Source organism: Salibacterium salarium (assembly GCF_030813635.1).
GTDB lineage: Bacteria > Bacillota > Bacilli > Bacillales > Marinococcaceae > Salibacterium > Salibacterium salarium.
The window spans coordinates 214236-234280 of record NZ_JAUSUM010000003.1 but is presented as its reverse complement, the minus strand read 5'-3'; the positions used below and the strand labels follow the sequence as shown (position 1 = coordinate 234280).

General features: G+C 38.4%; 15 protein-coding genes. All 15 read left to right on the top strand.

What is annotated here, in order from left to right; all coding sequences use genetic code 11:
- Positions 1–41 precede the first annotated feature (41 nt).
- The 15 genes from J2S78_RS12805 to pelG all read left to right on the top strand — a co-directional run bounded on the left by J2S78_RS12805 (position 42) and on the right by pelG (position 19995).
- Complete coding sequence (locus J2S78_RS12805; RefSeq protein ID WP_306899137.1) at positions 42–1481, top strand: PTS mannitol transporter subunit IIBC; 1440 nt, start codon at positions 42–44, stop codon at positions 1479–1481.
- Positions 1482–1513: 32 nt separating this feature from the next.
- Entirely contained in the window at positions 1514–3634 is a 2121-nt protein-coding gene (locus J2S78_RS12800; RefSeq protein WP_306899135.1) for a BglG family transcription antiterminator, read from the top strand.
- Positions 3635–3656: 22 nt separating this feature from the next.
- Complete coding sequence (locus J2S78_RS12795) at positions 3657–4094, top strand: PTS mannitol transporter subunit IIA (protein ID WP_306899134.1); 438 nt, start codon at positions 3657–3659, stop codon at positions 4092–4094.
- 2 nt (positions 4095–4096) lie between these two features.
- Positions 4097–5227, top strand: coding sequence for a mannitol-1-phosphate 5-dehydrogenase (locus J2S78_RS12790; RefSeq protein ID WP_306899132.1), 1131 nt, complete (start codon positions 4097–4099; stop codon positions 5225–5227).
- Positions 5228–5484: 257 nt separating this feature from the next.
- The gene (locus tag J2S78_RS12785; protein ID WP_306899130.1) at positions 5485–5925 is read left to right on the top strand and encodes a MarR family transcriptional regulator; all 441 of its coding nucleotides are present in this window, start codon (positions 5485–5487) and stop codon (positions 5923–5925) included.
- A 269-nt stretch (positions 5926–6194) separates the two neighbouring features.
- Positions 6195–7841: an efflux RND transporter periplasmic adaptor subunit gene (locus J2S78_RS12780; RefSeq protein WP_306899128.1), complete on the top strand. Its 1647-nt coding sequence runs from the start codon at positions 6195–6197 to the stop codon at positions 7839–7841.
- Positions 7838–10945: an efflux RND transporter permease subunit gene (locus tag J2S78_RS12775; protein WP_306899127.1), complete on the top strand. Its 3108-nt coding sequence runs from the start codon at positions 7838–7840 to the stop codon at positions 10943–10945. The genes J2S78_RS12780 and J2S78_RS12775 overlap by 4 nt, the downstream gene beginning before the upstream one ends.
- A 296-nt stretch (positions 10946–11241) precedes the next feature.
- On the top strand, positions 11242–11787 hold the full coding sequence (locus J2S78_RS12770) for a TetR/AcrR family transcriptional regulator (RefSeq protein ID WP_306899126.1): 546 nt from the start codon (positions 11242–11244) through the stop codon (positions 11785–11787).
- On the top strand, positions 11787–12128 hold the full coding sequence (locus J2S78_RS12765; protein WP_306899125.1) for a DMT family transporter: 342 nt from the start codon (positions 11787–11789) through the stop codon (positions 12126–12128). The genes J2S78_RS12770 and J2S78_RS12765 overlap by 1 nt, the downstream gene beginning before the upstream one ends.
- A gap of 295 nt (positions 12129–12423) precedes the next feature.
- Positions 12424–13371 (top strand): NAD-dependent epimerase/dehydratase family protein, encoded by a 948-nt coding sequence (locus J2S78_RS12760; protein WP_306899123.1) that lies wholly within the window; start codon positions 12424–12426, stop codon positions 13369–13371.
- A 63-nt stretch (positions 13372–13434) separates the two neighbouring features.
- Positions 13435–14364 carry a GAF domain-containing protein gene (locus J2S78_RS12755; RefSeq protein WP_306899121.1) on the top strand — a complete coding sequence of 310 codons (930 nt, stop codon included), beginning with the start codon at positions 13435–13437 and terminating at the stop codon, positions 14362–14364.
- Positions 14365–14380: 16 nt separating this feature from the next.
- Positions 14381–15283, top strand: coding sequence for a tetratricopeptide repeat protein (locus tag J2S78_RS12750; protein WP_306899119.1), 903 nt, complete (start codon positions 14381–14383; stop codon positions 15281–15283).
- The gene (locus J2S78_RS12745) at positions 15280–17127 is read left to right on the top strand and encodes a DUF2194 domain-containing protein (protein WP_306899118.1); all 1848 of its coding nucleotides are present in this window, start codon (positions 15280–15282) and stop codon (positions 17125–17127) included. The genes J2S78_RS12750 and J2S78_RS12745 overlap by 4 nt, the downstream gene beginning before the upstream one ends.
- Entirely contained in the window at positions 17124–18566 is a 1443-nt protein-coding gene (pelF, locus tag J2S78_RS12740) for a GT4 family glycosyltransferase PelF (protein WP_306899116.1), read from the top strand. The genes J2S78_RS12745 and pelF overlap by 4 nt, the downstream gene beginning before the upstream one ends.
- Entirely contained in the window at positions 18529–19995 is a 1467-nt protein-coding gene (gene pelG / locus J2S78_RS12735; protein ID WP_306899114.1) for an exopolysaccharide Pel transporter PelG, read from the top strand. Before pelF ends, pelG begins: the two co-directional genes overlap by 38 nt.
- The last annotated feature ends 50 nt before the right edge of the window (positions 19996–20045 follow it).

Here is a 20045-nt window from a genome sequence, read left to right as displayed (position 1 = left end):
TTTTTTAAATCATGTCAACATATTTATTAGGAGGGGTCAACATGAGTACAGAAGAAAGGAAAGCGAAGTCCGGCACTATTAGGTCAAAAGTGCAGCGCTTCGGCAGTTTCTTAAGCGGTATGATTATGCCGAACATTGGGGCTTTTATAGCGTGGGGGCTTATTACAGCATTATTTATTGAAGATGGTTGGACACCAAATGCAGATATCGCCACGTTGGTTGGTCCAATGATTACCTTTTTGCTGCCACTCCTTATTGCTTACACAGGCGGAAAAATGGTCCATGATACTAGAGGCGGCGTTATTGGCGCACTAGCCACGATCGGTGTAATTGTCGGAACGGATATTACGATGTTTTTAGGTGCCATGATAATGGGGCCTTTTGCTGGTTACATCATTAAAAAGTTTGACCAATTGATAGAAGGAAAAATTAAACAAGGGTTTGAAATGCTTGTTAATAACTTTTCTATTGGTATTATAGGCGGCGCATTAGCGATTTTTGGACTATATGCTGTTGGTCCGTTTGTTGCAGGATTTAATAATATCCTCGCAGCAGGAGTGGAAGTGATTGTTAATGCAGGATTGCTTCCGTTAGCCAGTATTTTTATTGAGCCTGCAAAAGTTTTGTTTTTAAATAATGCTATTAACCACGGTATCTTAACACCGCTTGGAACGAATGAAGCGACAGAAACAGGGACGTCTATATTATTCATGCTTGAAACCAATCCTGGTCCCGGACTCGGTGTCCTTTTAGCATACTGGGCTTTTGGAAAAGGAATGTCAAAGAGTTCGGCACCAGGGGCTGCACTTATTCACTTTGTCGGAGGTATTCATGAAATATATTTCCCTTATATTCTTATGAAACCCCAATTGCTGTTAGCTGTTATTGCCGGCGGCATGAGCGGAATATTTACGTTTGTGTTATTTGATGTAGGTTTACGAGCAGCTCCTTCTCCGGGAAGTATTATAGCATTTGGAGCTATGACGAACCCGGGAGATTATGTAGGAATGATACTCGGTGTTATTATTGCAACCGCGATATCCTTTATAGTAGCTTCTGTAATCCTTAGATTAAGCAAAGCGGATGAAGAAGATCTTGGCTCAGCTGCTTCGAAAATGGAAGATATGAAAGGAAAAGAAAGCAGTGTAGCTTCCAACTTGAAAGAGGGACAAGAAGAAGGTCCTCTTCATGCAAAAGATGTTAACAAAGTAGTGTTTGCATGCGACGCAGGTATGGGATCGAGTGCCATGGGCGCTTCTGTTCTGAAAGAAAAAGTGAAAAAAGCAGAATTGGATATGGAAGTAACAAATGCGGCTATTAACCAAATTCCTGATGACGCTGATGTTATTATTACACACAAAGATTTAACAGAACGTGCGGAAGCGAAAAGACCCGATGCAGAACACGTATCGGTAGACAATTTCCTTGGCAGCGAAAAGTACGATGAACTAGTTAATCGTTGGAAGTCAGAACAAGAATAATGATACGCTAGTTTGCAAAAGGGGGAATGCCCTTGTCTATCCAATATATGACTGCCCGCGAGCGGGAATTAATCCATTATTTACTGAGATGTGAAGAAGAAATCCCTGTTTCAACCGTTGCTAAAGAATTGAATGTCAGCTCTAGAACCATTCATAGAGATTTAAAAGCAATAGAAAAAACGTTATCAACTTACAATCTAGAGCTGATTAAAGCAACCGGTAAGGGGGTTAAAATTCAAGGATCACCCGAAAATAGACAAGAACTTGAATTGGCTTTACTGCAGCCCTCTACTGTTGAATATACTGGAGAAGAACGACGAACATTAATTCTGTGCAGTCTGTTGGAGAGTGCAGAGCCTATAAAATTGAACAGTCTTGCGATTGATCTCAAAGTTACGGTAGCAACGATTAGTTATGATCTGGATAAATTAGAGGAATGGTTTTCTACAACTAATTTAGAATTGGTTCGAAGGAGAGGTTATGGTGTAAAAATCGATGGCACAGAATCTGCTAAACGATCGGCAATGAGCCATTTAATAGCGGAAAACTTCATGGAATCAGATTTATTTCGTGTGATGAGGGAAAGTATTAAGAATAAATCCCCCTTATCTTCAGATACAAACACCATTTCCAACCGGCTTCTAGGAATGGTCGAAAAAGACAAATGGGTGACGGTGGAAAAAATATTGGCAGATATGAGTGATGAACTTCCATATACTTTTGCCGACAGCGCCTATATTGGACTTGTCGTCCATCTGACGCTTGCGATGGAAAGAATTTCGAAAGGAGAAAATATCGAGATTAATGAAGCGTATCTGGATTCTTTAAAAGATACGAAAGAATTTGATGTAGCACAGTTAATCATTGAGAAGCTCGAAAAAGTATTTCAATTGACTGTGCCTGAAGCAGAAATTGGATATATTACCATGCACTTACGAGGGGCAAAGCTAAGAGAGGATCAAGATCATCGGCTCGATCTTGATCATTTCTCATCGGCTGTCTATGCCAGAGCTTTAATGAAGTATATTCAAGATGAAACAGGCGAGCCGCTGCAAGAAGATGATTCTCTTTATCAGGGGTTGGTGGCCCATCTAGAGCCGGCACTATATCGGATTCATGAAAATATGACGATTCACAATCCTCTTTTGAAAGAAATAAAAAGAGACTACTTCGATCTTTTTCAAATAGTGAAAAATGCAGCAGATAAGTCTTTTCAGGAAATAGAGTTACCTGATTCCGAGATTGGATTTTTAGTTTTGCATTTTGGATCTGCTTTAGAAAAAATACAAAATGCCCATAAAGTAAACGCACTTGTAGTATGTTCGAGTGGTATCGGCTCATCAAAAATGCTCGTGACTCGTTTACGAAAAGAAGTTCCCGAAATCGATGAACTTAAAAATATTTCAATGATGGAACTAGAGCAAGAACATGAAGGTTATGATTTAATTATATCTACGTTAGAATTAAACAATAAAGAATATCCTAATATTGTAGTTAACCCGTTTTTAACAGAAAAAGATGCAGGTAGAGTCAGACAATACATTAAACAAATGACAGAAGGGCGTCACCCTCGAACAAGGCAAAAAGATAACACTCAAACCTTAGAGGATACCGGGGAATACCGTGGTTATGAAAAAATGGTACAAGAAATAGAAAGTTTTCAGCTGTACAGTAAAACTATTGTTCAGCTGTTAAAAACGTTTCGTGTGTTATCCAGGACCGGATCAACAGAGGTGTATAGTATCTTAAAAGAAGCTTGCACAGCAATAGAAAGTTCTTACTCCTCAAAAGATGAGATAACGGATAAGTTGTGGGCACGATATGAAATAGGAGGGGTGGCTATACCTGATTCCATGTTAGCTTTGTTTCATACAAGAAGTGACGTGGTACGTGAACCATGTTTTCAAATAAAGCCACTATCCACTGCGGTGCCTGTACATGCAATGGATGGTTCTATAACAAATGTCAATTGTTTCTTAATACTGTTGGCGCCGGAAAATGAACCAGTAGAAGTATATGAGGTTCTAAGCGCAATCAGCGAACAGGTTATTGCCAGCGAAGAAGCCCTGACACTGTTTGGATCCGCAGATGAAACTAGAATTAAAGAGCAAATGAGTCAATCCTTTCGTGATTGGCTAAGAAAAAAATTGTAGAAAGAGATAGGAGTGGGGCAACATGAGTAAACCAATACTACAAGAAGAAAATGTAAAAATGAACGCGAACTTTTCAAGTAAAGAAGAAGCCATACGTGAAACGGGTAACATTTTAGCTGAAAAAGGTTATGTGGACGAAGCCTATATTGAAGCAATGATGGAAAGAGAAGAAATGACTTCGACGTATATGGGAAATTATGTTGCGATTCCTCATGGAACAGAGGATTCAAAACATCTTATTAAAGAGTCTGGGTTATCGATTATTCAAGTACCGGATGGTGTTGATTTTGGCGATGGAAAAATGGTCAAAATCCTAATCGGTATTGCGGGTAAAGAGAATGAACATCTGGAAATTTTACAAAAAATTGCGGTCATATGTTCACAAGAAGAAAACATAACAAAAATGCTGGATGCTCCTGATGAACAAACATTGCTGTCTCAGTTTGAAGAGGTGAATTAGAAATGAAAGCATTGCAAATCGGTGCTGGGAATATCGGGAGAGGATTCATCGGTCAACTTTTGTTTGAAGCAGGTTATAAGGTTTGTTTTGCTGATATTAATGATGAACTAATTGGAAAACTGCAAGAGGAAAAACAATATAACGTGGAGCTTGCGGGAGAAGAAAAACAAGTAATAAATGTACAAAATATAGACGCGGTTCACAGCTCTAACCAGGAGGCAGAACTGCTGGATTGGATTGTAGATGCTGATCTTATTACAACAGCGGTTGGTCCTGACGTATTAAAAGGAATAGCCCCCGTTCTTGCCAGAGGGCTACAATATCGCGTGTACGAACATTCAAATCCAGTCAATATTATAGCTTGCGAAAATATGGCTGGAGCAACAGATCAGTTAAAGACGTATATTTTTGAACAGTTATTGGAAGATGATAAAGACCAAGTTGAAGCGGTGGCTGGATTTGCAAATTCCGCCGTTGACCGGATAGTCCCGATACAACCTGAAGAAAATGAACTGACGGTTACGGTGGAACCTTTTTTTGAATGGGCAGTGGAGACTCCTGCACTTAAAGGGGATCGCCCGCCGATTTCGTCCGTTACTTTTGTGGAAGATTTGACTCCTTATATCGAACGTAAGTTGTTTACTGTAAATACAGGTCACGCAGCTCTTGCCTATCAAGGATATGTCAATGGTTGTGAGACGATAAAAGAAGCAATCGAACACGATGAGGTATATGAAAGTTACCAAGGTGTTTTAAACGAAACTAGTGAATTATTAGAAACGAAACACGGATTTTCTACAGAAGAAATGGAGAAATACAAGAGTAAGATAACAAGTCGTTTTCAAAATCCGTATATTTCAGATACAGTAGAAAGAGTCGGAAGAGGTCCTATAAGAAAATTGGGGCCCAAGGACAGACTTGTTCGACCAGCTTTAGAGAGAATGGAACGAAACCAAGAACCAACTTTTCTTGCCCAAACCATTGCTGCGTTATTGGATTTTCAGTCAGATCAAGACTCAGAAGCGGAAGAATTACAAAAACAGATCAACGAATTGGGAAAAAGAGAAACATTATCTAAATATACTGGTCTTTCTGATAATCACTCTTTAATCAATAAAATACTTTCTTATTAATGAGAGAAAACCCTGGCATGGAAGCGAAATGCTGGGGTTTTTTAGTGTCCGAAATGGTTAGCTTTATGGACAAGATATATAATTTGTGTAGTAATAGGGGCAGATGAAAAACAATGTCGTGGGTTTTTATAGTAGGTACACTTTCCTTGACTAGAGTCCTAGTTTACATTAAAGTATTTAATAGTTAAGAACCTTAACAGTTATGTGTTTGAAACTATTACTATATGATAATAACTTGCAAAGGGGATGAGCCTATATTGACCAAGAATGAATTATTGAAATCTATAGATGAATCTCTATATGACTTAACGTTAAAGATTCAAGAAGAGTTTTGCAGTTTTTACGAATACATACCAGAAAAATATTGTTGGGTACTTACTCTTGTGTCAAAATACCAACCTTTATATGTGAAACAATTAGCTGATTTAATGCGTATGTCAGCAAGTTCAGCAAGTCAGTTGCTATCGAAAATGGAAAAAGAGAAGTACATAGTGCGAGAGATGGATAAAGGTCAAAAACGACACATCATTATAAAGGTAGGAGACCAGGGAGAAGCAGTTTTAGAAAAAATAGAGGAAACACGGAAGAATATTTCTTTTAACTATCTAATGAAACTTTCGTATAAAGAGTTAGAGGCATTTCACAATGGTGCGTTAAAAGTGAAACATTTAGTCGATGCGGAAAGAGAATCGATATAGCACGCTTTATTATATACAATTAATAATCAATCTTAGGTCTTATTGATGTATTGGACTGAAGGTTGAAATGGAATATTTTAATAAAATTTTAATATTATTATCTCTTAAAATGTGAGGAAGTATCGTATAATGAATGCGGATATAAAACCTAAGCTATTCTAATTGGATATATAAGGGAAAAAATTAGTGATAACTAGGTCTTTGGTTGTTAAGATGGATTTTTGTGAAGGAATCACTAAAGGCTTTGAATAACAGTAAGGGGGAGAAAAGTGAAAGCAGGCGACGTAGGAGTTTTCAAAGGAATATTTAGTTTAACTGCTCTACTTATAGTTACAGCATGCCAGTCAACGGATGTCAATTCAACAGAAGATGATACAGTACCGGTAGAAATGGCAGAAGTTGAAAGAGGGAATTTAGACGGAACACAAACAATTAGTGCAACGACAGAAGCTTTATCAGAAGTCTCTTTAATGCCGGAAGTAAATGCTGAAATTGATGAAATTTTAATAGAAAAAGGCGATACAGTAGAAGAAGGTGAGGTCCTAGCCAGGCTGGATGATACAGAATTACAAAACACGTTAGAGCAAGAAAGAGCTTCCTATCAAAGTGCTCAAAGCAATGTAGCCATTGCTGAGGCTGGTGAACGTGGAGCTGAAGCAGGCGCAGAGCAATCCAGAATAGCACTAGAAAACGCAGATCATTCTATCGCACAAGCGCAGGAGCAATATGAGCAAGCTCAAACGGACCTTGAACAAGCGCAAGAAAATCAAGGAGATAATGCAGATAGTGCGGAACGTGCGTTAGAAACAGCGGAACGTAATTTAAAGACAGCGGAAAGAGAACGTAATCGAAGTAAAAGTATGCATGAGTCGGGGCTAATTTCTGATCAGGAAATGGAAGAGGCGGAATCAGCAGTCGATGACGCAGAAGATAGTGTTGCTGATGCAGAAGACAATTTGAAAGAGGCAAAGCAAACATATAATATTGAGAAGCTCGAATCACAGGTAGCTTCAGCAAAATCTGCATTAGAAGAAGCGAGAGATTCAAAACAAGAACTGCAGGCAAATATAAATTCATCCGAAGCTTCTGTAGATGAAGCTGGTGGAGGAATAGAAGATGCGAAAGCTAATCTTGAACAGGCACGTGTTGCTGTAGAACAAGCGGAAGAAAATGTAGAGGATGCTGTTGTGAGGGCTCCAAGTTCTGGGAAGGTGTTGAATGTAGCCGGGGATCCGGGAGAATATTATTCTCAGCAGGAAGAATTAATCACCTTAGGAGAACTGACTTCATTAAATGTAACGGCATCAATAACCCCAGATCAGTTATCGCTGTTTGAAGAGGGGGAAGAAATGGAAGTGAATTTTCCTTCAATCGATCAAACGGTGACCGGTAATATTACATATATTGCTTCATCAGCAGACGATAGTGGGATGTTTTCGGTAGAAGTACAAGTAGACAATTCGGATGAAAATCTTCGTTCGGGAATTTATGGTGAACTTCTTATTGACGAAACGTATGTAGAAAATAGTCTCCTCGTACCTACAAAAGCAATTGTGGATATCGAAGGAGAATCATCGGTTTTTGTTGTCGAGGAAGGAACAGCGAACCTTGTACCCGTAGAAGTCATTCGCGAAGAATCTGAATTTAGTGCTGTGGAAGCCGATATGGAAGAAGGAAGTTTAATTGTCACAACTGGTCAATATTTCCTTGAAGAAGGATCGGAAGTAGAAGACGCAACGGAAACAGAGAATGAAGATGATGTTCCGGAAGAAGATGCAGAGGATAGTGAAGAAGAAAATACGAATAGCGAGGAGGATGAGACTGCGTTATTAGACCTAACCTCCTCCAATCCCTATTTAGCTCCCGGGCGTTTATCCACCCGTATAGAACAAGGTGGTGGGGGTGAAGAATCATGAAACTTTCACGTTGGTCTGTAACACGTCCGGTTGGTATTTTTATGGTGGTAGCCATGGTGATTATCCTTGGTGTCACCTCCGTTCGCAACTTAGCCATAGATTTGTACCCTGATATGGAACTACCCGTAGCAGTTGTAACGACGAGTTATCAAGGAACTGCACCCGAGGATATTGAAGAAATAATTACGAGTCCTTTAGAAGAATCACTAGGAACAATAGATGGTGTAGATAGTATTCAATCTCAATCATCATCTGGGTCCTCTTTAGTACTTGTGCAGTTTGAGTTTGGAACTGATCTTGATCAGGCAATGCTGGATATGCGCGAGTCGGTGGATGGAGCTTCTAGTTCGTTGCCCGATGAGGCAGACGAACCTTCCGTTATGCGTTTTGACCCCAACCAGCAAGCGATGATGTCGATTGGGTTTTCGGGGGAAAACACTGATGAAGATATTAAAAGTCTAGCGGAAGATAGAATACAACCACAATTAGAACAAGGAAATGGCGTAGCAAGTGCAGATATCGAAGGGCTACAATCACGAGAGATTCAAGTACAATTGAATGTTGAAGAGCTTAATAGGTATGAACTTACTCCAGGTGATGTAATAGATTCACTTGGTGCAGAAAACCAGCTTGGATCTGCAGGAAATGTGGAAAGCGGAAGCCAAGACTTGCAGCTTCGAGTGGATGGAGAATTTCAAAGTTTAAATGATATAGAAAATACGTTGATTCCTCTTGAAGAAGGAGGCAATGTTCACGTTCAAGATGTGGCAGATGTGGTTGATACGGTAGAAGAAGATTCTTCGAAGACATATGTTGACGGTGAATCTTCCTATATGTTCTCTATTATGAAACAGTCTGATGCCAACACGGTTGAAGTTTCTCAGAACGTTAGAGACATTGTAGCAGATCTTAATGAAGAGGTTGGAGACGATGCGGAGTTAGTTGTAGTGAATGATTCTGCGGAGTTTATAGAAAGCTCTATTGACAGCGTGATTGATAACCTTATTTTCGGTGCTTTATTTGCGGTTTTAGTGTTATTAATGTTTTTAAGAAGCGTTAGAGCAACGCTCGTTATAGGAATTTCTATACCAATTGCTATAGTTGCAACATTCGGTTTAATGTATTTCACCGGAGAAACATTAAATATCCTTACTATGGGAGGACTAGCTTTAGGTGTAGGTATGATGGTGGATAGCGCCATTGTGATTTTAGAAAGTATATATAAGCACATAGAGGATGGTAAAACGAGAAAAGAAGCTGCTATAGCCGGTGCAGGGGAAATAGGTGGTGCCGTCATTGCTTCAACGATGACAACTCTTGTTGTATTTCTTCCGTTGGTGTTTGTAGAAGGCATAGCTTCTGAATTATTTGCTCCATTAGCTTTGACGGTGAGTTTCGCTCTCATTGCTTCTTTACTTGCGGCCCTAACCATTGTTCCTATGACTGCTTCACAATTAATTAAAGAAGAGTCTGCAACCCCTAAAGAAAACAGTCGTTTTACACGAATAGGGGAAGCAGTGAATAAACGTTACCGTCGTATGCTTGACTGGTCGATTGGTCGTCGTAAAACGGTTGTATTAATAACAGGTCTCTTAATTGTTGTTTCGTTAGCTCTTACTCCTTTAATAGGTGGTGAACTATTACCTGACTCTGATCAAGGAGAAATTATGGTTGAAGTTGAAACACCAACAGCTTCTAATATAGAAGAAACACAAAAAGCCGTCGATCAAGTCTGGTCTTTATTGGAACCATACGAAGATGATATAAAATCCACATATTCAACTGTCGGAAGTGGTGGAGGTCCGACAGGAGGTGGAAGCGATAATGAAGCAGTAGTTAACATATCATTAACTGACAGTAGTGATCGAACGATAGAAACGAACGAAGTTGTTTCCGAGTTGTCCGAGAAAACGGAGCGAATTGCAGGAGCAGAAATATCTGTATCAGATGTAACGACTGGTGCTACAGGAGGAGGCTCTCCTATTTCTGTCAGTGTAAGTGGTCCAGAGGTCGATGTGTTGGATGAACTTGCGCAAGAAGTTGAATTTGCTGTAGAACAAGTTCCAGGTACAAGCAACGTGGACAGTACATCAGGAGACGGGAATCCTCAGATAGATCTTAATGTAAATCGAGACCAAGCTTCACAGTACGGTCTGAGTTATCAGAGCGTCATGAGTCAAGTCATGACAGCTTTCAATGGACAAGTGGCAACAGAGTATAGAGAAGAAGGACAAGAGGTTGACGTACAAGTTATTTTTCCAGAACACTTGAGAGAACAACTTTCTGATGTTAGAAATATGAGTCTTACAGCAGCTAATGGATCAAGTGTCCCTCTTAGGGCCGTAGCAGAATTAAATGAAACAACTGGTCCTACGCAAATTGATCGTGAAGATCAGCAACGTCAAGTGGATATTACCAGTGATGTGTCAGATCGATCATTGAGTGAAGTAGCAACGGACGTAGAGGCAGAATTAAATCAAATGAATATGCCAGATGGTTATTCTGTTAGTTATGGCGGGGATTCAGAAGATATGCAAGAAGCTTTTGGTGATTTATCTTTAGCTTTAATTGCGTCTATCTTTCTAGTATATGCTGTCATGGCCATTCAGTTTGAATCACTAGTTCAACCTTTTATCATCATGTTTTCGTTACCTGCTACATTAATAGGTGTGTTACTAGGGCTATTTATCACACAAACGCCGTTAAGTCTCACTGCCTTTATTGGCTTAATAATGCTGGCGGGTATAGTTGTGAACAATGCTATTGTATTAGTTGATTACATTAATCAACTTCGAGAAGATGGGTACGCACGAGATGAAGCTATTCTAAAGGCTGGCCCTGCACGTCTTAGACCGATTATGATGACGGTTTTAACGACAATATTGGCTATGCTCCCTATTGCTCTAGGTTTAGGAGAAGGTGCTGAACAGCAAGCTCCTATGGCAATAGTAGTAATCTTCGGTCTAGCCTTCTCGACTTTATTTACACTGATATTAATTCCAGTCGTATATGCGATTGTCGACAATATTGTTTTATGGTTTAAGAAGAAAAAAGGAACGCTAGGGAAGAAAAAAAAGAATAAAGAATCAGTAGAAGAAATGTAATCTTTTAGACTTGTTGGAGTGCCACTCCAACAAGTCTTTTTTTATAAGATAGAAAAGTATAAAATGTTGGCGTTTTTGGGATCCGGCTTCAGCGCCCAGCCGCTCGGGGTTTCTTCCCGTGCGACTCCGGGTGCGCAGGCTACCCTGCGCACCCGATCCAGACCCTGTCGCGACTTTCCAGGGTGCTTGCGCTTTTCATATTGACAAAAAAACCGTCTGGACGGTATGTTATGGAGAGTATATGTTTTCATTTTACTTCCTATATCTCTATTTTAAGAAAGGGAGAAGTGGATATTGTGACTAAAACCAACAATCGAGTAAATATATTAAAGGCAGCTGCTGGAATAGTACGGGAACAAGGGATATTAGCACTTACGCTGGAAGCAGCAGCATCTAAGGCAGGGGTTAGCAAAGGGGGACTGCTTCATTATTTTCCATCAAAAGAAAAACTTATCCAGGGGCTAGTGGAACATTTGAATGACAGCTATGTCCACAACATTAGAGAAAGCGTTAAAAATGATCAAATAAAGACGGGAAGATGGACACGTTCATTTATTCAAGAGACGAATGAACAGTTAATCAATAATCAAGAGCTAAATGCTGGAATGCTGGCTGCGCTAGCTGTCAATCCTGAATTATTACGCCCGTTTCAAGACGCATATCAAGAATGGCAAAAAAGTATGGAAGAAGACGGTCTCAATAAAGTTAATGCTACTATTTTGCGTTTAGCTGCGGATGGACTTTGGCTATCAGAATTGTTCGGGTTGGCTCCTTTGGAAGATGATGAAAGACAAAATGTGTTAGAAAAACTTATAAAACTCTCGAAGGAGGATTTTGGATAATGGCTTATTTCTATTTACTATTAGGTATTATTGCGGAAGTGTTTGGTACTTCAATGTTAAAAGCATCAGAAGGGCTTTCGAGAGTGACACCTATTATTGGTGTTGTTGCAGGTTTTGGTGCTGCTTTATTTTTTTTGGCGATGTCTTTTAGAACCATTCCTTTAAATGTCGCCTATGCAACATGGTCCGGCATTGGGACAGCAGGGGCAGCTTTAATTGGAGTCCTATTTTGGAAAGAAAAAATCAATGTACCAAGTTTTATCGGTATTGCTTTGATCATAGCAGGGATCGTAGTGTTAAACATAGCTGGCACATCTCACAGTAGTACATATAAAATGTAATTCAAGTAGAACATCGACAGTAAGTGTGGTACATCCATTCTTGCTGTTTTTTTATTGATGAAAATTATGAATGGTGAAATAGGTCCTTTTCAATGTTCATTAAAAAGAATGGGAATATAATATTTTTTGTAAAAAAAAGAGAAAACAAAAGAATACCGTCGAAAAATGGAATTTAATGCACTGTTTGTTCGTTATAAAGCATAAATTGATTAGTATTGCTACTTGTACGATTTCTTTTGTTCGTTTTATAATTCTATTAAGTTCTTTTTATAGAACATAAAAAAGGGGGACAATCATGAAGATTCTAGTAACAGGCGGGGCTGGATTTATAGGCTCTCATATAGTAGATGAATTACTGAATAAAAAACATGAAATAATAGTGGTGGATAATTTGTCGACGGGTCACATGAGTAATATTCCGTATAATGTGACCTTTTACAATGTTGATGTGAGACAAGGAAGAGAAGTTTGTGATGTTCTTTGTAAAGAACAACCGGATAGTGTTATACATTTAGCTGCTCAAGTTTCGGTATCTCGTTCGTTATATGAAACACATTTTGATGGAGAAGAAAATATTATGGCCACGATAAATATTTTAGAAGCTTGCGTTAAGGCCAATGTAAGAAAGATTACTTTCTCATCAACGGCAGCTGTATACGGAACGCCTGACTATTTGGCAATTGATGAGGAACACCCAATACAACCGATATCCTTTTATGGGTTATCTAAACGAAATGCTGAATCGTATATTCAGTTATATGCAGAGTTGCATGACTTATCCTATACAATTTTAAGATATGGAAATGTTTATGGAACGAGACAGGATACAAATGGAGAAGCAGGTGTGATTGCCATCTATGTTGATAGGATGTTGCAAGGATTGAATCCATTAGTATTTGGAGACGGAAAACAGACACGGGATTTTGTTTATGTGAAAGATGTGGCCAAAGCTAATATTGCTGCTTTAACGAAAGGCGATAACGAAATTGTGAACGTGAGCTCTGAAACGCAGACGTCGATTTTAGACATCATTGATACTCTTTCCAATGTTAATGGACATCCTTTACAACCTGAATATCATGAGACGAGGCAGGGGGATATTAGAGACAGTTATCTTTCATTTAAAAAAGCAAAGGAAATACTAGAATGGGAGCCCTTGTATTCTTTTGACGAAGGGATGAAAGAAACAGTTGAATACTATAAAGGAGTTATACGAGTAAATCAAACGATTTCATCTTCTTAATACAAAGCCACTCTAGAGAAAATGAACAATAAATATTTTTACAATAAAGGAGTGGTGAAAAATATGGAGTATAAAAATGTCATTAAGAAATGGGGCGAGTTTGTCGCTCTGTTTGGAATACTCGGTCTTTTTGATTACTCTATTGGTTTTGAACCCGATTTTGTGAGACCGGTAATATTATTAGGTGTAATTTTGCTGTTTAGTTTAGCTTATGGATGGAAAATGGGTGCACTTAGTATATGTGCATCTATCCTCTATATGATAGTCAATGCGGTAGTAAGTGGCCATGATATGCTTTTATTATTCTTGGATATGAATGAAGCAAAATGGTTTATTCTGTATATTTTTGTTTGGGGATTCTGTGGTTTTTATAGTACGGCAATGCAAGAAAAAAAAGAGGATCTAAAAGATGAACATGAAGAGTTGTATCGCACGAATAAGGAATTGGAAGAATCGATTAATACTTTAGCAGAATCCCGTCGTGACTTGCGTCAAAAGATACTTGAATTTGAACATAGCCCAAAAGTAATGTATGAACGTCTGAATCAAATAGAAATTTCAGGTCCGGACGTAGTAATAGAAAATGTAATAAATGTCGTATCCCAACACTTTAAAACAAGTGAAGTTGGTTTTTATATAATAGACAATGCGACCAAATCGTTAAAACTTCATATGTCATCCCTTGATAAAGAAGGCTTGAGTGAAAGTATTTTACTAACGGAAAAATCCTGCTTTTATCAACGGGTGATTAACGAAAGAAACGTTTTAATGAAACAAAAACATGATGAAGAAAACGATCCTATGGTGGCAGGACCGCTTATCGAAGATGAAGATGTATTTGGTATTTTAGTCATAAAAAGAATGCATTTTGATTTTCTCCAACCGTTTGAATTAGAAATGCTGCAATGCATATTAGATTGGGCGTCTCATTGTTTAGACATGTACACAGTGATGAGTGAGGAAAATAATAAAAGAATGCTTCATCATTTATAGAAGGGAGGAGTTTTTTTTGCAAGTTCTGTTGTGGTGTTTTTTTCTTCTGCATGCAGCGGGAATAAAGTATTTAGGTAAACGTATAGAAGCATTTGCAAGCGCAGAAACACGCGGGTTTTTACATTGGATGATATGGATTTGTGTATTCCTTCCAATTATTGGAGAATTACTTTCACTGATTATTTGGTGTTACATGCGAGTGTCTTCCCTCCCTTCAACAAACATAGAACGAAAAGAAAAAAGAACAAGCCAGATAAAACAGGTCCGTTTTGATCGGGAGAACGACCGTAAGATACTTCCTGCTACTGTTGTTATAAATGGACAAGACAGTGAATTACAAAAATCATATATATTGAAATTGTTTCAATCAAAAATGAAAGGGAGTTACATGTTACTAAAACAAACGTTACGTAGTGATGACCCGGAAATAGTGCACTACGGAGCAACTATGATTAACGCTTTATCAGATTCGTTTAAAAGAGAGATAGGTAATATAGAAGCTACCGGTGAAAAAAGGACGCTCGAAGAATATCAACGAATCTCGCAACTTTATTTAGATTATTTAGAGAGCGGTTTGTTGAATAAAAGCGATGAAGAAAGTGTATTTGAGAGATATAAAAAACATGTAGAACAGGCTGTCAGTGAATATACAAACGATATAACATTATTAAATCATTATGCTGTATTGCTTTATAAAGAAGGAATGTTGGAAAAAGCCTATACTTATTATAGTAGGATTACAGAAGCATCCCCTTTCCATTACAGCGGTTATATAGGCATGATAAAAATTTCTTATGAGCAGCAGGCATGGAAAAGACTTCGTAAACGTCTAACCGACTTGGATAAATACGTGAATGTAGATGAAATCCCTTGGGACGATTACCGAAAAATTCAACTGCTAGAAGGGATGGCTTTATGAAGAAAGTGTGGTTGAAGTTAGTAGTCATAGTACTGTTTTTTATCATCAGCATTGGTGTTTTCCAATTTTATAACACTGGAAACATACATTCTATTTTTACTCCGATTCATACCAATTCATCTACACTTCAAACGATGTCGGACGATGAAGAAAAAGAATCAACAACCGGTCAACAATTAAAAACGTATATATACAAAGACGATTCAACATTGTCACAAGATGTATCGAAGAATATAAAACAGGCTTTAACGTACGCAAAAATACCATCTGAACGAATTGGGAAAGAAGAAATAACAAGTATAACTCCTTCTCCCTATCACGTTCTCATATTAACAGGAACTCAATCCAGTAATTGGTCCCTTTCTGATATTCAAGAATTTACAGCTGGTGGTGGAAGAGTAATTATAGCCAACAGATTTCTTAATAAACAATGGGATGAATTCGTCGGGATGAAACAAAACAATGGCTATGCGGAGGAATCTGTAACAGGATTAACTGTGAAAGACAGCCTGTTTCCAGGATACCCAGATATTAGCGCGGATAGCGATTTTATTGAAAATAGTTCTCTTGATGTAACGTTACAAGAGGATACCGACGTATATGCGGAGACTGAACAAACCCCAATTTTGTGGAGTCATTCTTATGAAGAGGGAGAGGTTGTTTATTGGAACGCTTCCATGACCGATGAGAAAAATTTTAGAGGGCTGTTATTGCATTCCATTGGTATCTCTGTACCTTCGATGGTTACGTCCCAAGCTGCGACAAAGGTTATGTTTATTGACGACTTTCCTGCTCCTGTACCAGAGGGTTCTAACGAAGCGATTCAACGAGACTATGATATGAGCATAGCTGATTTTTATAAAGACATCTGGTGGGAAGACATGAAAGACTTAGGTGGAGAACTGGACTTAACGTATACTGGAGCATTTATTGGCACTTATCGAGATGATATGACATTGGATGTGGAAGATTTACAAAGAAACGAAGAAGATACTATGGTTTATTTTGGAAGAGAGCTTCTGGAACAAGGGGGAGAAATAGGGTTCCACGGATATAATCATCAATCCTTAGTGACAAAAGAAGAGCCAATAGATCCAACATTGGGATATAAAAACTGGGATAGCCGTGCGGAAATGGAGGAAGGCATAGAGCGGTCATCCTCTTTCTATAAGTATTATTTTCCAAATCAGAAGTTAAATACTTATGTTCCACCCTCTAATGTGTTAAACGAAAAAGGTAAAAAAGCGTTGGAAGAGACAATGCCTTCGTTACAAACTATTGCTTCGCTCTATGTTGGAAATCCAGAGAAAGGGGACTATGTTCAAGAATTTGAATTAGATGAAGAGTTTCCAGACTTATATCACTTACCGCGTATTACGAGTGATTATAGTTTTGGGAAGATGACACAATTTGTCTTAAATGACGCGATTGCTAACTTTGGTATGGTGTCTCATTTCATTCATCCCGATGATGTACTTGACCCAGATCGTTCTCATGGAGAGGGGTGGCCTCAAATGAAAGCAGGATTTGAAGAAATATTTGCAACAGTGGACGATCATTATCCTTACTTGCAAGACCTTACTGCTGCTGAGGCTAGGGAGAAATTACTGCAATACGAAGAATCGAACGTAGAAGTGACATATACGGATCAATCCATCGTTATACAAGGAGATGGTATGGTCAAGCCTTTTTCTTTGCTAGTTCGTTTAAACAAGAATCAATCATTAGAAACAGGGACATTTTCATTTGGAACAATCGATGAAATGGACGGAAAAACAGGATTGTATCAAATCACAATGACAGAACCATACGTAACATTAGAAATGAAGGAGGGGACCAGATGAAAGTAGGAATTGTGGCTGAGGGAAGCTATCCTTATATAAGTGGCGGTGTATCAAGCTGGATTCATATGCTCATTCAAAGTATGCCAAAAACCACATTCGAAATTATCGCGATATCTGATCAGCCTAGAACAAGTGCTGACTACAAGTATTCTCTCCCTTCGAATGTTTCGGGAGTTACAGATATTTGTTTAACGGAACAATTCCAGAAAATGAAAGGGAAAGCTAGTCTATCAACGGATGAAAGAAACAAGCTGCTGGATTGGATGTCGTTAAAGTCATTTAATGCCTCGGCGTTGGAGGTGATAGGAAACGATGGAAAAATAGGCACACCCTCTATGTTTTTTAATAGCCCTATTTTTTGGTCATTTGTAGAAAATGAGTATGAAGTAGAAAAACAGTCATCGTCATTTTTAGATTATTTATCGATGTGGAAATCGATGTTTACTCCTGTGTTTTCATTATTACAACGCAATTATCCAGATGTAGATGTTATTCACGCTGTGTCCACCGGATACGCAGGTATTGTGGCTTCTTATTTAAATAAAAGTAGACAAATTCCATTTATACTGACAGAACACGGTATGTATGCACGAGAGCGGGAAGAAGAGATATTACAGTCTCATTGGGTTCCAGAAGAATTTAAAGAAAGATGGATATCGTTCTTCTATCACATGTCGGCTCAAGCTTATAAACAGGCGGACGATGTCATTACTTTATTTAACCGAAATAGTAGGTTGCAAGAATGGGTTGGTGCTCCCTCAGATAAACTAAAGGTTATACCAAATGGCGTTTCTTATCAAAAACTAGCAGCTTTGCCAAGAAACAATACAAACGAGACCTTGAAAATTGGAGCAATTGTGAGAGTCGTTCCGATTAAAGATATTAAAACAATGATTCAAGCCGCTTCTTATTTAAAAAAAGAACAGATACCATTTCAGCTGTTTATTATGGGGCCAATGGATGAAGATGAAATATATGCGAAAGAATGCAGGCAGCTCATTCACTCATTAGGTCTTGAAGAGGAAGTATTTATGGTAGGGAAAGTAAATATAATGGATTATTTAGAAACTATGGATGTCTGTGTCTTAAGCAGTATTTCGGAGGGACAACCACTCGCTGTACTAGAAGGAATGGCAGCTGCTATTCCTTGGGTGGTAACAGATGTAGGAAGTTGTGCGGAGTTAATCCAAGGAACAGCTGAGGACACGTATGGCGATGCTGGCTTTGTGGTCCCTCCTGTGCATGCAGAACCATTAGGAGAGCGGTTGAAGTGGTTTTATCATTATCCTGAAGAAGGGAGGATAATGGGAGAGAACGGACAACGACGAGTGAAAGCCTATTATCAAATGGAGACGATGATAGATTATTATTATGGTTTATACCGAGAGCGAGGTGAACAAAGTGGCAGGTATCGGTTTTCATTTACAGGGGTTGTTTGAAGAAAAATCCCTGTACTCTAAAGTAAGAGCTTATGGGTTAGCGGGGTTGGTGGCCGCAGGTCCTTGGATAATTATTACGTTAACAATGGCCATCATTCAATGGATGACGTATCAGTTTTCAGCAGTGTCATCGGAAGAAAGGGAATTGTTTATTTTTTCTGTCAGTTATTGTTTTATTTTTTCTCAATTGTTGTTTAGTACACAACAGATGACAGTTACAAGATATGTGTCAGATTTGATGTATAACAATGAGCTGTCAAAAGTTTTTCCGACTTTCTTAGGGACGACAAAAGTTGTGACAGTATTGGCGTTAGGGGTATGGGGAATATTTTTCTTAGTGTCACCTCTTTCGTACTTATATAAATTCGTGTTGCTGGCTTTGTTTTTAACGATTAATTATATGTGGATATTATTATTATTTCTTTCTGCTGCGAAACATTATAAAGCCATTGGATGGTCGTTTTTAACGGGTGGTCTTTGTTCTGTTTTTTTAGCAATAGTTGTTATAGGGAATAACGGGATATGGCTGGCAGGAAAATATGCTGTTCCTCTGCAGCTGACAATCAGTATTATGATAGGGATGCTAGTAACAGTGGCAGGATTAATGATGGTACTTCTACGGACGTTCCCTATATGGAAGTCGAATGGAGAGTTTGCCTATTTTACTTATTATGGACGGTTTCCTTCCCTATTTTGGATTGGATTTTTGTACACATTGGGGATATGGGTGTGTAATTGGGTTATTTGGTTTGGGGAAGGTTCAAAAGTGGTAGCTGGTTCATTTATCGTGCATCCTATCTATGACATGGCAATATTTTGGAGCTACCTCACGATTCTACCTGTAATGATTTTGTTTATTATCTCAGTGGAAACGAGATTTTATAAGTATTATAAGACGTTCTTTTCCTATGTTAATGAAGGTGGAACATTAAACCAAATTAGACGAGCTAAACAAAAAATGAACAAAGTCCTTTTTCAAGAAATCCAGCGATTAGTAAGAAGTCAGATGATTGTAACGGTAATAGTAGTGTTAAACGCAGGATATTTGCTTTCGTTCTTGAATGTAAATGAAAATGTTGTGCAGACTTTTCGATTAACAGCTATTGGAGCATTCGCAAATGGTATTTTATTAGTGATGTTGTTGTTGCTTTTATATTTTGAAGATCGAAAGGGCGCTCTATATAGTGCCATTATATTTTTTGTTATGAATGGTGGTTTGACTGTGAGTTTTCTGTCTTTCGGATATGAAGGCTACGGATTGAGTTTTAGCATAGGTTCTTTAATTGGATTCGTGTTTGCGGCAGTAAGATTGAGTATATACTTACAACGCATTGATTATCATGGATTTTGCGGGCAGGGAACGCAAGTAAATATGTCTGCCAATCGTTTTCAAAAACTTGGAGAATGGCTCGAACACCGTCAGTTATAGTGTGTGTTATGTGTTCAAACCTCCGAATACATAGTATAATTTAACCTATC

Excerpts from the sequence above, each read along its gene's own strand:
- J2S78_RS12790 (WP_306899132.1), top strand. The coding sequence starts at position 4,097 with ATGAAAGCATTGCAAATCGGTGCTGGGAATATCGGGAGAGGATTCATC.
- J2S78_RS12775 (WP_306899127.1), top strand. The coding sequence starts at position 7,838 with ATGAAACTTTCACGTTGGTCTGTAACACGTCCGGTTGGTATTTTTATG.
- pelF (WP_306899116.1), top strand. The coding sequence starts at position 17,124 with ATGAAAGTAGGAATTGTGGCTGAGGGAAGCTATCCTTATATAAGTGGC.
- J2S78_RS12745 (WP_306899118.1), top strand. The coding sequence starts at position 15,280 with ATGAAGAAAGTGTGGTTGAAGTTAGTAGTCATAGTACTGTTTTTTATC.
- J2S78_RS12805 (WP_306899137.1), top strand. The coding sequence starts at position 42 with ATGAGTACAGAAGAAAGGAAAGCGAAGTCCGGCACTATTAGGTCAAAA.
- J2S78_RS12795 (WP_306899134.1), top strand. The coding sequence starts at position 3,657 with ATGAGTAAACCAATACTACAAGAAGAAAATGTAAAAATGAACGCGAAC.
- J2S78_RS12755 (WP_306899121.1), top strand. The coding sequence starts at position 13,435 with ATGGAGTATAAAAATGTCATTAAGAAATGGGGCGAGTTTGTCGCTCTG.
- J2S78_RS12765 (WP_306899125.1), top strand. The coding sequence starts at position 11,787 with ATGGCTTATTTCTATTTACTATTAGGTATTATTGCGGAAGTGTTTGGT.
- J2S78_RS12760 (WP_306899123.1), top strand. The coding sequence starts at position 12,424 with ATGAAGATTCTAGTAACAGGCGGGGCTGGATTTATAGGCTCTCATATA.